The sequence below is a fragment of the Nitratireductor mangrovi genome (genome assembly GCF_007922615.2).
GTDB lineage: Bacteria > Pseudomonadota > Alphaproteobacteria > Rhizobiales > Rhizobiaceae > Mangrovimarina > Mangrovimarina mangrovi.
Genome location: NZ_CP042301.2, coordinates 2397207 through 2410603, shown reverse-complemented (window position 1 = coordinate 2410603; position 13397 = coordinate 2397207). Strand labels below are relative to the sequence as shown.

Annotated in this window: 17 protein-coding genes; 7 read left to right on the top strand and 10 right to left on the bottom strand. The window is 65.6% G+C overall.

Going from position 1 to position 13397, the window contains the following annotated elements:
- Positions 1–15: 15 nt before the first annotated feature.
- The 3 genes from pth to FQ775_RS11820 form a co-directional block, all read right to left on the bottom strand.
- On the bottom strand, positions 16–753 hold the full coding sequence (gene pth / locus FQ775_RS11830) for an aminoacyl-tRNA hydrolase (RefSeq protein ID WP_146300699.1): 738 nt from the start codon (positions 751–753) through the stop codon (positions 16–18).
- Between the two features lie 27 nt (positions 754–780).
- On the bottom strand, positions 781–1455 hold the full coding sequence (locus tag FQ775_RS11825) for a 50S ribosomal protein L25/general stress protein Ctc (protein ID WP_146300698.1): 675 nt from the start codon (positions 1453–1455) through the stop codon (positions 781–783).
- Between the two features lie 179 nt (positions 1456–1634).
- Positions 1635–1925, bottom strand: a complete 291-nt coding sequence (locus tag FQ775_RS11820; RefSeq protein ID WP_146300697.1) for a putative quinol monooxygenase — start codon at positions 1923–1925, stop codon at positions 1635–1637.
- Between the two features lie 166 nt (positions 1926–2091).
- Between FQ775_RS11820 and FQ775_RS11815 the strand changes: the two genes are divergently transcribed.
- The gene (locus FQ775_RS11815) at positions 2092–2487 is read left to right on the top strand and encodes a (R)-mandelonitrile lyase (RefSeq protein WP_146300696.1); all 396 of its coding nucleotides are present in this window, start codon (positions 2092–2094) and stop codon (positions 2485–2487) included.
- 105 nt (positions 2488–2592) lie between these two features.
- On the opposite strand, the gene FQ775_RS11810 is transcribed toward FQ775_RS11815, so the two are convergent.
- Entirely contained in the window at positions 2593–2817 is a 225-nt protein-coding gene (locus FQ775_RS11810) for a hypothetical protein (RefSeq protein ID WP_167812927.1), read from the bottom strand.
- A gap of 96 nt (positions 2818–2913) precedes the next feature.
- On the opposite strand from FQ775_RS11810, the gene FQ775_RS11805 reads away from it, so the two are divergent.
- From FQ775_RS11805 to chrA, 3 genes are all read left to right on the top strand, one after another.
- On the top strand, positions 2914–3789 hold the full coding sequence (locus tag FQ775_RS11805) for a LysR family transcriptional regulator (protein WP_146300694.1): 876 nt from the start codon (positions 2914–2916) through the stop codon (positions 3787–3789).
- 136 nt (positions 3790–3925) lie between these two features.
- Complete coding sequence (locus FQ775_RS11800; RefSeq protein ID WP_146300693.1) at positions 3926–4735, top strand: chromate resistance protein ChrB domain-containing protein; 810 nt, start codon at positions 3926–3928, stop codon at positions 4733–4735.
- Entirely contained in the window at positions 4732–6078 is a 1347-nt protein-coding gene (gene chrA, locus FQ775_RS11795) for a chromate efflux transporter (RefSeq protein ID WP_206064869.1), read from the top strand. The genes FQ775_RS11800 and chrA overlap by 4 nt, the downstream gene beginning before the upstream one ends.
- Here chrA and FQ775_RS11790 read toward each other — a convergent pair whose 3' ends face one another.
- The 6 genes from FQ775_RS11790 to lgt form a co-directional block, all read right to left on the bottom strand.
- A complete protein-coding gene (locus tag FQ775_RS11790; protein ID WP_146300692.1) occupies positions 6079–7011 on the bottom strand; it encodes a ribose-phosphate pyrophosphokinase in 933 nt (310 codons plus the stop codon).
- A 143-nt stretch (positions 7012–7154) separates the two neighbouring features.
- The gene (locus FQ775_RS11785; RefSeq protein WP_246730332.1) at positions 7155–7715 is read right to left on the bottom strand and encodes a hypothetical protein; all 561 of its coding nucleotides are present in this window, start codon (positions 7713–7715) and stop codon (positions 7155–7157) included.
- A 56-nt stretch (positions 7716–7771) separates the two neighbouring features.
- Positions 7772–8923, bottom strand: a complete 1152-nt coding sequence (locus FQ775_RS11780; RefSeq protein WP_146300691.1) for a M24 family metallopeptidase — start codon at positions 8921–8923, stop codon at positions 7772–7774.
- Positions 8923–9711, bottom strand: coding sequence for a peptidoglycan editing factor PgeF (gene pgeF, locus FQ775_RS11775; protein ID WP_146300690.1), 789 nt, complete (start codon positions 9709–9711; stop codon positions 8923–8925). Before pgeF ends, FQ775_RS11780 begins: the two co-directional genes overlap by 1 nt.
- 60 nt (positions 9712–9771) lie before the next feature.
- A complete protein-coding gene (locus FQ775_RS11770) occupies positions 9772–10863 on the bottom strand; it encodes a class I SAM-dependent methyltransferase (RefSeq protein ID WP_146300689.1) in 1092 nt (363 codons plus the stop codon).
- Positions 10860–11702, bottom strand: coding sequence for a prolipoprotein diacylglyceryl transferase (lgt, locus tag FQ775_RS11765; protein WP_146300688.1), 843 nt, complete (start codon positions 11700–11702; stop codon positions 10860–10862). Before lgt ends, FQ775_RS11770 begins: the two co-directional genes overlap by 4 nt.
- A gap of 174 nt (positions 11703–11876) precedes the next feature.
- Here lgt and FQ775_RS11760 point away from each other — a divergent pair, with 174 nt between their 5' ends.
- The 3 genes from FQ775_RS11760 (at position 11877) to FQ775_RS11750 (ending at position 13382) form a co-directional block, all read left to right on the top strand.
- Positions 11877–12191, top strand: coding sequence for an accessory factor UbiK family protein (locus FQ775_RS11760; RefSeq protein WP_146300687.1), 315 nt, complete (start codon positions 11877–11879; stop codon positions 12189–12191).
- Positions 12192–12508: 317 nt separating this feature from the next.
- Positions 12509–13009, top strand: coding sequence for a type III secretion system chaperone family protein (locus FQ775_RS11755; protein WP_146300686.1), 501 nt, complete (start codon positions 12509–12511; stop codon positions 13007–13009).
- 13 nt (positions 13010–13022) lie between these two features.
- Positions 13023–13382: a tRNA-binding protein gene (locus FQ775_RS11750; RefSeq protein WP_146300685.1), complete on the top strand. Its 360-nt coding sequence runs from the start codon at positions 13023–13025 to the stop codon at positions 13380–13382.
- Positions 13383–13397: the final 15 nt, after the last annotated feature.

The following is a 13397-nucleotide window of genomic DNA, read 5'->3' as shown; positions in this document are numbered from 1 at the left end:
CAAGGCGCGCGGCGGTCAGTCGCTGCCGAACAGCTTTTTCAGCATAGCCGCCATCGGCCCGGTTTCGGGAACGGAGACGGACGGCTTTTGCGGCCGCGCCTGACGAATATGGCTGCGTCCCTTGGCGGGTTTGGCTGCCGGGACGTCCATGTCCGCCTTCTTCGCTCCTGCCGGTCTCAGGCCAGCGCCGGGCACGGCGAGTGCGAGCTTGTTCATGAAGCCGTTGTCGTCGCCGGTCGCCAGCCTGTCGGCATTGTCGGCGATGGCTTCGAGCAGCGGTTCGAGCCAGGCCTGGTCGGCCTTGGCGAAATCGCCCAGGACATGGTTGTGGACCAGCGCCTTGTCGCCCGGATGGCCGATGCCGATGCGCACGCGGCGGTAGTCCTTGCCGCAATGGGCGTCGATGGAGCGGATGCCGTTGTGTCCGCCGGCGCCGCCGCCAGTCTTGACCCGCACCTTGCCGGCGACGAGGTCGAGCTCGTCATAAAAGACCGTCAGGTCGGCCGGGGCGAGCTTATAGAAACGCAGCGCCTCGCCGATCGCCTGCCCGGAGAGGTTCATGAAACCCTGCGGCTTGACGAGCAGCACCTTTTCGCCGCCGAGACGGCCTTCGGCGACCTCGGCCTTGAACTTGTTCGACCAGGGTGAAAAGGAATGGCGGCGGTGAATGGCCTCCGCCGCCATGAAACCGACATTGTGCCGGTTGTTCGCATATCTGGGACCGGGATTGCCGAGACCGGCAAAAATGAGCACAGCGCGTACGCTCCCGGCGAACCGGGCCTATTCTTCCCCGTTCTCGGCTTCGCCCTCGCCCTCGGCATCCTCCTCGCCGACGAGTTCGGTTTCCGGAGCCTCCGGAGCACCTTCGTCTTCCTCGGACTTGAGGCCGGCGGGAGCCGCGATGGTGGCGATGGTGAAGTCGCGGTCGGTGATGGTCGGCTTCACGCCTTCCGGCAGCTCGACGGCCGAGATGTGCACAGAATCGCCGATGTCGAGGCCGGTCAGGTTGACGGTGATCGCCTCGGGGATGGCGTTCGCGGGGCAGGTAAACTCGATCTCGTGGCGCACGATGTTGAGCACGCCGCCGCGACGGATGCCGGGCGCGTCGTCCTCGTTCTCGAAATGCACCGGGATGTTGACGGTCACGATCGTGTCCTTGCCGATGCGCAGGAAATCGACATGCATCGTGAAGTCGCGGACCGGATCGAGCTGGTAATCCTTGGGCAGCACCTGGATCTTCTTGCCGTCGACGTCGATCGTGGCGATCGTGGTCATGAAACCGCCGGCGTTGATCCTCAGATGCACCTCCTTGTAGGGCAGGACGATCGGAAGCGGGGGCTGCTTGTCGCCGTAAATGACGGCGGGCACCTTGCCGTTGCGGCGAATGTCCCGGGCGGACCCCTTACCGACCCGTTCGCGCGCCTCGGCCTTGAGCTCGTAGCTCTCGTGGCTCATGGCTTTTCCTTTCAAGTTTTGGAGCGTTCGCGGGTGGCCAAGCCGGGCCCGAAAACGTCGAAAGCCGCCGGTGGGCGGCCCTCATCCGCGGTGCCTCCAAGGGTGTCTACGCGGGTGGCGGTGCTATAGGCGAATGCCGTGCAAAACGCAAGCGACATGCAGCGGGCATGGTCGGTCCGCTACAGGCCGACGCCGCCGACCGGTTCGGTACGCGTCTGGCTGTCGAAACCGGCGATGATCGGTCGCGCCTTTGCAATCGTCGCCTGTACCCGTGGCAGGTCGAGCGAGGCCTTGTGGCTTTGCTCGTCGGTCCAGACCTCGGTGATCCAGATCGTGTCGGCGTCCACCGGATCACGGGCAACCACATAGCTGAGGCAGCCCGGCATGGCCTCGGTGCCATCGAGGAGCAGCGCCACGAGTTCATCGCGCTTGCCGGGGCTCGCCCGCATCCTGCCGATCAGTCCAAACAAGGCCTTTCCTCCGGGGTCGTCGACGGTACGACGCTTAGCGATGGCGCTTGGTCCTCACAAGCTCACCGAGGCGCCGGCCAAAGCCACAGATGACAGATGCTGCCACTTGACCCGGCTTGACGAGGACCTCTGTTGCGGGCCCAATCGTGCGGACAGGAGGAACTTCATGAAACATTTTCCAAGCGGCTCGCGGCCAACCCGGCGGGCGCCGTCCGACTGGTTCACGGGCACGGTGTGGCAAGACCCGATCGTGGAGACCGAGGCACCGGCCCGCCTGCGCGCCATCACGGTGCATTTCGAACCGGGCGCCCGCACCAACTGGCACACGCACCCGCTCGGCCAGACGCTTCACGTCGTCGCGGGGCTCGGGCGAGCGCAAAACGAGGGCGGCGCGGTGATCGAGCTCAGGCCGGGCGACACGCTCTGGATCCCGCCCGGCGAAAAGCACTGGCATGGCGCCGGGCCGGAGACCGGGATGACGCATATCGCCATGCAGGAAGCGCTCGACGGCAAGGCGGTGGAGTGGATGGAGCCGGTGTCCGACGAGGACTATCGCGGCTGACGACGCAAGAAAAAACCCCGCCAGCCCGAAAGCCGGCGGGGGAGTGAGGAGAGTGCAATCTCCATTCCCGTATCCGCGGGCTTACCGCTGACACGGGAATTCCGTTCAGAGCGACCAGATGCGGCGCTGCAACGCGATCGTGTGCTGCGCAGACGCCTCGACGCCCAGCAGTGCTTCGCGGTCGAGGCCGACGTCGCGCAGCAGACGATCGTCGTGTTTGGCAAGCACGGCGCGGGTCGCCGCGTCGAGAGTCCGGCGTGCGCGGTCAGTCCGCTCGCGCTTTTGCGCGAACCAGCCGGCCGATGATTGAAAGTCCAGTGCGATAGCCATCTTAGCCACCTCGAAAATGCTCGTTGGAGGCGGAGATAGGACGCGCTTTGACATGTTTCAAACGAATTGCAATGATGCCTGTCATCAGGGTTTTTGATGGGGTCGATCGTGCAGCTCGACAGCGACCTGCTGAGAACATTTGTCGCCGTGGCCGACAGCGGCAACTTCACGCGCGCGGCGGATTCGGTCGGGCGCACGCAGTCTGCGGTCAGCATGCAGATCAAGCGACTGGAGGAGATCGTCGGCGAACAACTCTTCGAGCGCGGCTCGCGCGGCGTGGAACTGACGCGCAAGGGTGAACTGCTGCTCGGCAACTCACGCCGCATCGTTTCGCTGATGGAAGAGACCGAGGCGTCGTTCCGGGCGCCGCCCCTGTCGGGGCGGGTGCGGATCGGCATCCCGGAGGAGTATGGCTATACGGTGCTGTCGCAGGCGCTGGGTAGCTTTGCACGTGCTCATCCGCGGGTCGACATCACCGCGCATTACGGCCCCTCGGCCCGCAATCTTGCTGCGCTCGATGCCAACCAGCTCGATCTCGCCGTTGTTTTCGAGTGGGAAGACGTGTCGAGCGGCGAAACGCTCAGGATCGACCCGACAGTCTGGGTGACGTCCGACGATCACAATCAGCACCTGGAAAGCCCGCTGCCGATCGCGCTTTACGACCGGTCGGGCTGGTGCACGGATTTCGCGATGAAATCGATCGAGCAGCGCCGGCTGGAGTATCGCATCGCTTATCGGAGCGACACCAGCGGCGGGCTCAAGCTGGCGGTGGCGTCCGGCCTGGCGATCGCACCGATCTCGCGTTCCAACATCCCCGAAGGATGCCGTGAACTCGGGGCCATGGAGGGCTTCGGCGACATCGATACGTCGCGGGTGGTGCTGCACCGCAATCCGAAGTCGAAAAGCGCGGTGACTGACGGCATGGTGGAGGCGATCCGCGCCGCGTTCAGGGATGTGGAGCCGGTCTTCTGACCGGCTCCGACGGGGCCGCACCTGCCCGTTGAACGGCGCCTCGCGATAGCGTAATGTTCCACTCACGGGGGCATGGGTGGACTCCCCGTCGAGGCTTCGGCCCAAGCTCCGCCTTCGCTTTCTCGCGGAGGATGCCATGCCCCGAAGAATCTCGCCCCACGACCTCATCGCACTCACCGGGATTGGCCGCCGGCCGCTTGTGGTCGACGTGCGCCGACCGCCGGCATTCGAGGAGAGCGGCCGGAGAATTGCCGGCTCGATCTGGCGCGACCACATGGCCGTCAGCCAGTGGCTGCCCGAACTGCCCCATGACCTCCAAGTCGTGGTCTATTGCGCGCACGGCCACAATGTCAGCGAGATCGCCGCGGCCGAACTGGCGGCCGCCGGGGCTGACGTGGCCATGCTGCATGGCGGTTTCAGCGCCTATGTCGAGGCTGGCGGCCCGACCGTGGCCAATGAGGGCGAGGGCGTCGACGTGAGCGGGCCAGGCAGCGCCTGGGTCACGCGCGAGCGGCCCAAGATCGACCGCATCGCCTGCCCTTGGCTCATCCGCCGCTTCATCGACCCGCTGGCCCAGTTCCGGTTCGTTGCCGCCGAATGGGTTCGCGACGTCGCCGAGGAGACCGGGGCGATCCCGTTCGATGTGGAGGGCGTGCGTTACTCGCACCGCGGGGATGGCTGCACCTTCGATGCGCTGATCGAGGATTTCCACATTGACGATTTGCCATTGTCACACCTCGCGGCCATTGTGCGCGGCGCCGACACGGCGCGGCCCGATCTGGCCCCGCAGGCGTCGGGGCTGCTGGCGCTGTCGCTCGGGCTTTCGGCGATCGAGAACGACGACCTTGCGCAACTGGAAACGGGCATGATCTTCTACGACGCGCTTTATGGCTGGTGCCGCCATGCCCGCGAGCAAACCCACAACTGGCCTGCGAAATCGGCATGAGCGGCGAGGTGTTGACGCGGACGGCTGAGGGGCCGTCCTTCGGCGACACGGTCGCCGTCTTCGCCCGCATCGGTTTCCTGTCCTTTGGCGGACCGGCCGGGCAGATCGCACTCATGCATCGCATGCTGGTGGAGGAAAGGAAGTGGCTCGATGAGCCGCGGTTCCTGCACGCGCTCAACTATTGCATGCTTTTGCCGGGACCGGAGGCGATGCAGCTTGCGACCTATGCCGGCTGGCTGATGCACGGCGTGAGGGGCGGGCTGGTTGCCGGGCTGCTTTTCGTGTTGCCCGGCGCGCTGGTGATCACGGTGCTTTCGGCGGTCTATCTGGCGCTGGGCGATTTGCCGATCGTGGCGGGCCTGCTCTTCGGCCTCAAGGCGGCGGTGCTGGCGGTGGTGCTGGAGGCGCTGATCAAGGTCTCCAAAAGGGCGCTCAAGGGGCCGGTGATGGCCGTGATCGCGGTGGCGGCGTTCATCGGCATCGCGTTTTTGAAGATGCCGTTCCCACTGATCATCCTGTTGGCGGCGGCTGCCGGCGCGCTGCTCCATCTGACGGCAGGGGAGGGCAAGGCAACCTTGCCCGGAGGCGATCCCGTGCTGGCGCCGCCGGCACCGGAATGGACACGGCCGAGCATGCGCCGCTTCGCTGGCACCACCGCGACCTGGCTGTTGATCTGGTTCGGGCCTCTGTTCCTGCTTTCGGCCGCGCTGGGCGCGGGCCATGTCCTGACGCAGGAGGCAAGCTTCTTTTCCAAGATGGCCGCGGTGACCTTCGGCGGTGCCTATGCGGTGCTCGCCTATGTCGCGCAGCAGGCGGTCGAGGTGCATGGCTGGCTGATGCCCGACGAAATGCTGACCGGGCTGGGCCTTGCCGAAACGACGCCGGGGCCGTTGATCCTCGTCCTGGTTTTCGTCGGTTTCCTCGGCGGCGCCGGCCTTTCAGGGCTGGAACCGCTGGCCGGCGGGCTAGCGGGGGCGACGGTGACGCTGTGGTTCACCTTCGTGCCGTGCTTCCTGTGGATCTTCGCCGGTGCGCCCTATGTCGAGACCGTGCGGGCCGTGAAGTGGCTGGCGAGCGCGCTGGCCGCTGTGACCGCGGCGGTGGTCGGCGTCATCGCCAATCTCGCCGCGTGGTTCGCGTTGCATGTACTCTTCGGAACAGTCGGCGAGGCCCGGTTCGGACCGTTTGGCATACCGGTGCCGGATGCCGGAAGTTTCGATCCGGTGGCGGCGATCATTGCCGCAGGGGCCGCAGTCGCGCTTATCGGCTTCCACCGCAACATGATCCTGGTGCTCGGGCTTGCGGCCGTTGGCGGGCTGCTCGCGCGGCTGGTGCTCGGCTGATCAGTCGAACAGGCTCGACACCGATTCTTCGGTCGCAGTGCGCGAGATCGCTTCGCCGATGAGGTCGGCGATGGAGACGACGCGGACATTGTGACCGGCCTGGACGCCGGACGTGGGCTGGATGGAATCGGTGATGACCAGTTCCTTGAGCTTGGAGCCGGTGATCCGCGCCACCGCGCCGCCGGACAGCACTCCGTGGGTGATATAGGCGGTGACGCTGGTGGCGCCGTTGGCAAGCAGGGCGTCGGCTGCGTTGCACAGCGTGCCGCCCGAATCGACGATGTCGTCGATCAGCAGGCAGTCCTTGCCACGCACGTCGCCGATGACGTTCATGACCTCGGATTCGCCCGGACGCTCGCGGCGCTTGTCGACGATGGCAAGCGGCGCGTCGATGCGCTTGGCGAGCGCGCGCGCCCGCACCACGCCGCCGACGTCGGGCGACACGACCATGACGTTGGCGAGATCGTAATGCGCCTTCACGTCACGTGCGAGCACCGGCACCGCGAACAGATTGTCGGTCGGGATGTCGAAAAATCCCTGAATCTGGCCGGCATGGAGATCGAGGGTCAACACCCGGTCGGCGCCGGCCTGGGTGATGAGGTTGGCGACCAGCTTGGCCGAGATCGGGGTGCGGCCCGACGCGCGCCGGTCCTGGCGGGCGTAGCCGAAATAGGGAATGACGGCGGTGATGCGCCTTGCCGAGGAGCGGCGGAAGGCGTCGATCATGATGAGCAGCTCCATCAAATGATCGTTGGCCGGGTAGGAGGTCGACTGCAGCGCGAAGACGTCCTCGCCACGGACGTTTTCCTGGATCTCGACGAAGATTTCCTGGTCGGCGAAGCGCCTGACACTGGCTTTTCCGAGCGGCGTGTTCAGGTATCGGGCGACGGCTTCGGCCAGCACCCGATTGGAATTGCCCGCGAAAAGTTTCATCCAGGATCCCCGGCGGTCGGCGAGATATGTAGGCGGCTTTTAGCGATGCACGGCGCTATTGCAAGCGCGCGCCGGCCAATTCGTAACGCTAATCCAAAGAAAGGGTTTCAATGCGGGAGCCGCCGGCGTGGTGGCGGACGAGGTCACCCCCGGCCCGCACCAAGCCATGTCGAAAACTCGTCGATGGTGCGATCGGCGATCGTTTCCATCGTTGCCGTGGGGACTGCCGCCCAAGCGTCCGGCGCGGTCGAGGCGACGCGCTCCTGGCCCTGGATGCGGTGCAGGCGATTGCCGTCGGGACCGACCACGTCCCAGACAAAAATGACGATGGTCTCCTTGTCCTCGCTGATGGCGGAGAAATAGCCCTTCAGGAGATGGGTGGCGGGCGTGTCGCCGCCGCCGGTGATGGCGAGCCCGCGCTGGGCGGCTCGTACCGAGAGGCGGTTGGCGAGCGGCGTGGCCGCGGCCACCGTGGGGCCGACAACGGGCGCGAAGGCCAGCCGCGTATCGGCTTGGGCGAGGTTTGCCGTCTGTGGCGGGGTCGGCAGGTTGCCATTGCCTTCCTGTGGCGCCAGCGCGTTCACCGGCACGCCGCTCCGACCGGCGCGAACCGCGTTCGGGTCGAGCGCGTCGGTGCTGCTGCAGCCGGCAAGGGCCGCAACGGCAAGAAGGCAACAGATGGCGAAAGGCGTCTTGCGGCGCACCTCACTGTTCCTCCCTGTTGGCGACGACGGCGCGCAATTCTAACCGAAACCGGTCTTCAGCGCACGATCAAGTCGAGATCGTGGCGGGACAGAGAGGTGGGCGGGCCATCCGTCGTGAGATAGGTGCGCCCGAGCGTCATCGCGGTCTCGGTGTCGGAATCCATGATGATCATGTGCGCAAACAAGGTCATGTCGGGTGCGACCGGCTCCGGATTGCCGGCGTAGAACATCGGCTGGTCCATCCATGACGGCGTGAAGCGTGCCCCCAACGAATAGCCGCAGGCGTTGAGGCGGTGACGGGTAAGGCCATGGCTTTCCATGACACGGGCATGGGCGTCGAAGACATCGCCGAAAGTCTTGCCGGGCACCATCGCCTCCTCTACCGCGCCCATGGCGGCGCGTGCCGCCTCGAACAGTTCCTGATGGCGCTTGGAGACCTTGCCGAGCACGACGGTGCGCATCATCGCCGCGTGGTAGTGGTGATAGACGCCGGCCCATTCCAGCGTCAGCTGGTCGTTCTTCCTTAGCTTGCGACGGCCGGCCTTGTAGCGGCACAAGAGCGCGTCGGGACCGGAGCCGATGATGAATTCGTTGGCCGGATAGTCGCCGCCGCCGGCAAAGATCGCGCCCTGCATGGCGGCCAAGATCTCGCCTTCGTCGCCGCCCTGCTTGATCAGCGGCAGCGCGGCGTCGAGAGCGTCGTCGGCAAGCTGGGCCGCCTTGGTCGCCTTGGTGACCTCGGCCGGGCTCTTGAACTGCCGCAGCCTGCTGACCACGGCCGAGGCATCGGTGATCTTGCCAAAGGTCTGGAGCTGCTCGTCGAGCCTGCGCCCGTTGAACGCGGTAAGGCCGTGGGTGTTGTATTCGACGCCGATCTGGCAGCCGAGCAGGTCGAGGTCGTTGAGAAGATTGCGCAGGTCGACAGTCGGATCGGCGCCGTCGCGATCAGTCCAGACGCGAATGTCCTCGATGATCGAGGTGTGGCGAGCCTGGCGCAGGTCGGCCGAGCGGGTCAGGAGAACCATCTGGCCGTCCGCCTTCACGACGAGGCACTGGAAAAAGCAGAAGCCGAAGGTGTCGTAGCCGGTCAGCCAGTACATGCTCTCCTGGGCGAAGAGCAGCATGGCGTCGAGCTTGCGGTCGGCCATTTCGATCAACAGCCGGTCCTTCCGCGCATCGAATTCCGTGCGCTCGAAATGCAAAGCCATCAGTTCCCCTCCAGAACGATTGCCGAAATCTGCCGACCGTAGTCCGGCTCCTTGCGATGTGTGGTGCGCCGGTAGGAGAAGAACAACTCCTCCTCGGCATAGGTGCAGCGATCTACCTGCGTCGCGCCGATGCCCGCTGCCCGAAGCCGGTCCACCGTGTAGGTGTTGAGATCGAACTGGGCGTGTCGTTCCCGGGCGGCGGGCGCGAAATAGCGGTCGTTCTTCGGATCGGCAAGCCGGAAGCGCGCGACGAATTCGGGGCCGACCTCGTAGTTCTTCTGGCTGATCGACGGGCCGAGGACGGCCACGATGTTGTCGCGCCTGGCGCCGATCTCGATCATGCGTTCGATGGTCGATTCCAGGATGCCGCCAAACGCGCCCTGCCAGCCGGCATGCGCGGCGCCGATGACGCGGGCCTCGGGATCGGCGAAAAGCACCGGGCCGCAATCGGCGGTCAGGACGCCGATCGCCAGCCCCGGCACGTCGGTGACGAGCCCGTCCGCCTCCGGACGATCGCCGGCGACCGGTTCGCGGACAATGCGCGCCTCGGCCGAATGGACCTGGTACTGGGTGACCAGATGCGTGGGGGCAACGCCGAGTTGACGCGCCACGCGCGCCCGGTTCTCGCGCACGAGTGCCGGATCGTCGCTGGAGCCGAGGCCGACGTTGAGGGACGCATAGAGCCCGTCCGATACGCCGCCTTTGCGGGTGAAAAAGCCATGGTCGATGCCGTCGAGTTGGGCAAGCGCGGGTGTTCGGATGGGCTCCGGCCTCAAATCGTTCAGCATGCTTCGCCTTGCCGTTGGTTGCCGCCGCGGCGCGGATCGTGGGGCAGGGACATGGGCAAGTCAATCCGCCCGGCCGAAGGGATGGACCGTCCTGCCGGGTCTTGAAAGAGCCAATACCTTGAAAAGGCTTCCCATTTTATCTTGGCCGGCGAGCCGCTCGACTTCGCTCGCGAGACGTTCGCGCAGGGTCGCGTCGCCCGACGCGCCGAGGTGCCCGGCGCGCTCCAGCAATCCCATGGCGAGCAGGAAATCGCCCTGGGTCATCGTGTGGGCAGCAAGGCCGGCCTGAGCAGCGGTTGCGGCCAGCGCGGAAAAATCGACGTGGGACGTCAGGTCGGCCTCGCCCGGCGTGTCGAGAATGCCGGCGAATTCGTGCGCGCGCACGGCCTGCAAGGTGTCGCCGAGATCCGGCTCGAGGTGACCGTAGTCGAAAAAGAGGCCGGCGCCGTCATGAGACGCTATGCGCACGGCGACTTCCTCCATAAGGGCGGTGCGGGCCGGGGCGACCTCAAAAACGGCGCCGTCAGGGGCAATGCCGGCGCTTGCGGGCAGCAGCCCGGCGTCGAGCGTGCCGGCGCCTGCGACAAAGCGAAAGGCACCGCCGTTCGCGTCGAGCCCGACATGCCGTTCGAGCCAGTGATCGCCGGACTTCACGAATTGGCGCAGGGGCAGGGCGTCGAAAATCTCGTTGCCGACAACCAGAAGCGGTCCGGCGGGAACGTCGCGAAAGGAGCCATACCAGGCGACCTTGGCGCCGGCATCGGCAAGCGTCCGGCGCTGAACCTCGGTCAGGCGCGGGCTGGCCTCGACCATGGCGATTTGGGCCGCGGCCAGGAATGCGGGGTCGAGGCGACGCAGGGTGCGGATGACGTCGGCCATCAGCGTGCCGCGGCCCGGCCCGATCTCGACGATCGTCGCCCGGTCGGCGATGTCTGCCAGTCGCCAGGCCGAGTAGAGCCAGACCGCGACCAGTTCACCGAACATCTGGCTGACCTCGGGCGCGGTGGTGAAGTCGCCGGCGGCGCCAAAGGGCTGACGGGTGGTGTAATAGCCGTGCTCGGGATCGAACAGGCACATCGCCATATAGTCGCCGACCGGTATCGGTCCGGTCTGGCGGATCAGCCCGGCGATCTTTTCGCCAAGCGCGTTCATGCCGCGGCGGCGCGCCTTGCCGTCATCATGGCCCACAAGCCGACGAGCACCATCGGCAAGGAAAGCACCATGCCCATCGTCAGCCAGCCGCTGAAGAGATAGCCGATATGGGCGTCGGGCTCGCGGAAGAATTCGACGATGATGCGCGACAGGCCATAACCGGTGACGAAGGCGCCCGACACCAGCCCGGGCGAGGCAAGTGCGCCGAATCGGTGAGTGAAAAGGCGCAGGACGATGAACAGCACCAGGCCTTCGAGCAGCGCCTCGTAGAGCTGACTGGGGTGGCGCGGTTCGGGTCCGCCATTGGGAAAGATGAAGGCCCAAGGCACGTCGGTCGGGCGACCCCAGAGCTCGGAATTGACGAAATTGGCGACCCGGACCAGACCGAGGCCAACAGGCACGCCGGCTGAAACCACGTCGAACAAGCGCCATACCCCGACGCCGCGCGAACGCGCGAACAGGATCATGGCGAGTGTGGTGCCGAGAAAGCCGCCATGGAAGGACATGCCGCCCTCCCAGACGGCCAGGATGGCGAGCGGGTTTTCGATGTAGCGGGCAAAATCGTAGAACAGGATGTAGCCGATGCGCCCGCCGAGCACGACGCCCGCCGCCGCCCAGACGATGAAGTCGTCGAGGTCGTCGGGCCGCATGGGCGCGCCGCCCGGCAGCCACAGGCGCTCATTGGCCAGGAGACGCTTGCCGTACCACCATGCGAACAGGATGCCGATGACGTAGCCAAGCCCGTACCAATGTATGGCGAGCGGGCCGATGCTGATCAGCACCGGGTCGATCTCGGGGAAGGGAAGCACGGCCAGCGGCACGAGCAGGTATTCGGTCAAGCAGGCCTCCGGCGCCGTTATGGCGAACGCGCGGAGATATGCGCGGGGATGGCAGCCCGGTCAAGCTAGGGTTCGAACGGCTGCACAAGGGCCTTGCAGGGGACACCGGCGCCGGGCGGCTTGCATTCGGCGCGCGCGCCCACTACCTCGATAGGGCACGGAGACACATTCGCCATGACCACGACCGGACCGGGCGGACCACACCGCATTCTCGATGACCTCGCCAAGCTCTTCACGGACGCGGCGGGCGCGGCGCAGGGCGTGCGCAACGAGGTCGAACAGGCGTTCCGGGCGCAGGCCGAACGCATTCTCAATTCGATGGACGTGGTCCAGCGCGAGGAGTTCGAGGCCGTGCGCGAAATGGCGGTCAAGGCGCGGGCCGAAAACAAGACGCTGGCCGCGCGGCTGGAACAACTCGAGGCCAAACTTGCCGGAGACGCCACCGGCAAGGCCAAAAAGGGCGGCCAGGAGCCGAAATCGCCAAAATAATTTGTGCCGATTTCCACAGGCTCGGACTGCAAAAAAGGCTTGATGCAGAATCCCTTACGCGCGGGCACGAAAACGCCGGCAAACGGTCTATCCACATGAGGGCGCTGTTCGGGCAAAAAAGCGCTGGCACTCCGACTCTGTATCAATACACTGAATTTACTGCATGATTCGTTTCAGGGTCATGCGCCGGGGGAGGGGTGGATCGGCCAGGTTTGGTTTGGCCGCGTTGTGCCCGCCCGGCGTCTTCAAGGTTTGTCGCGCGTGCGCGTTGCCAGCGGAGCGCGCGATGGCGCTCCCACAATGACAGGGAATTCTTTATGAGCCTTCTGGAACTCGACCTCGCTCGCACCGCCCATCCGGTCGACGTGATCGAACAGGTCGCGCATGCGAATGACTGGGCTTTCGAACGCGCCGGCGATGACGAGATCGCGATCTCGGTCGCGGGCAACTGGACCGACTACCACATCTCCTTTTCGTGGATGGAAGAGTATGAGGCGCTGCATCTGGCCTGCGCCTTCGATATCAAGGTGACCGACCAGCGCGTGACCGAGGTCATGCGGCTCCTGGCGCTGATCAACGAACAAATGCTGATCGGCCATTTCGACCTGTGGGAGCAGGAAGGCGCGATCATGTTCCGTCAGGCGCTGCTTCTGGCGGGCGGGGTCGAACCGACGGCGCAGCAGGTCGAAATGCTGCTCGCCAGCGCGCTCGAAGCTTGCGAGTGCTATTTCCAGGCCTTCCAGTTCGTGGTCTGGTCCGGGGTCTCCGCCCGCGACGCGCTCTCCGGCACGCTGTTCGAGACCCAGGGCAACGCGTGAGCCCGCAAAACGCATGAATTCCGGCGGTAACAGGAAGCCAGAGATCGGCTTTGCCGATTTCGACAAGGTCGATATCCGGGTCGGCACCATCGTGGCCGCCGAGGATTATCCGGAAGCACGCAAGCCGGCGATCAAGCTGAGGGTCGATTTCGGCCCCGAGATCGGCGTGAAGAGATCCTCTGCGCAGATCACCAGGCACTACCAGCCGCAGCAGCTTGTCGGGCGCCAGGTGATGGCGGTGGTGAATTTTCCGCCGCGCCAGATCGGCAAGTTCCTGTCAGAGGTGCTGACGCTCGGCTTTCCGGACGAGGACGGCGAGGTGGTACTCGCCGCCATCGACAAGAAGGTGCCGGACGGCGGCCGGCTGTTCTGAAGCAGGTTCCGTGCC

Excerpts from the sequence above, each read along its gene's own strand:
- FQ775_RS11825 (WP_146300698.1), bottom strand. The coding sequence starts at position 1,455 with ATGAGCCACGAGAGCTACGAGCTCAAGGCCGAGGCGCGCGAACGGGTC.
- FQ775_RS11815 (WP_146300696.1), top strand. The coding sequence starts at position 2,092 with ATGAAACATTTTCCAAGCGGCTCGCGGCCAACCCGGCGGGCGCCGTCC.
- FQ775_RS11810 (WP_167812927.1), bottom strand. The coding sequence starts at position 2,817 with ATGGCTATCGCACTGGACTTTCAATCATCGGCCGGCTGGTTCGCGCAA.
- FQ775_RS11805 (WP_146300694.1), top strand. The coding sequence starts at position 2,914 with ATGGGGTCGATCGTGCAGCTCGACAGCGACCTGCTGAGAACATTTGTC.
- FQ775_RS11800 (WP_146300693.1), top strand. The coding sequence starts at position 3,926 with ATGCCCCGAAGAATCTCGCCCCACGACCTCATCGCACTCACCGGGATT.
- chrA (WP_206064869.1), top strand. The coding sequence starts at position 4,732 with ATGAGCGGCGAGGTGTTGACGCGGACGGCTGAGGGGCCGTCCTTCGGC.
- FQ775_RS11790 (WP_146300692.1), bottom strand. The coding sequence starts at position 7,011 with ATGAAACTTTTCGCGGGCAATTCCAATCGGGTGCTGGCCGAAGCCGTC.
- FQ775_RS11780 (WP_146300691.1), bottom strand. The coding sequence starts at position 8,923 with ATGGCTTTGCATTTCGAGCGCACGGAATTCGATGCGCGGAAGGACCGG.
- pgeF (WP_146300690.1), bottom strand. The coding sequence starts at position 9,711 with ATGCTGAACGATTTGAGGCCGGAGCCCATCCGAACACCCGCGCTTGCC.
- FQ775_RS11770 (WP_146300689.1), bottom strand. The coding sequence starts at position 10,863 with ATGAACGCGCTTGGCGAAAAGATCGCCGGGCTGATCCGCCAGACCGGA.
- FQ775_RS11760 (WP_146300687.1), top strand. The coding sequence starts at position 11,877 with ATGACCACGACCGGACCGGGCGGACCACACCGCATTCTCGATGACCTC.
- FQ775_RS11755 (WP_146300686.1), top strand. The coding sequence starts at position 12,509 with ATGAGCCTTCTGGAACTCGACCTCGCTCGCACCGCCCATCCGGTCGAC.
- FQ775_RS11750 (WP_146300685.1), top strand. The coding sequence starts at position 13,023 with ATGAATTCCGGCGGTAACAGGAAGCCAGAGATCGGCTTTGCCGATTTC.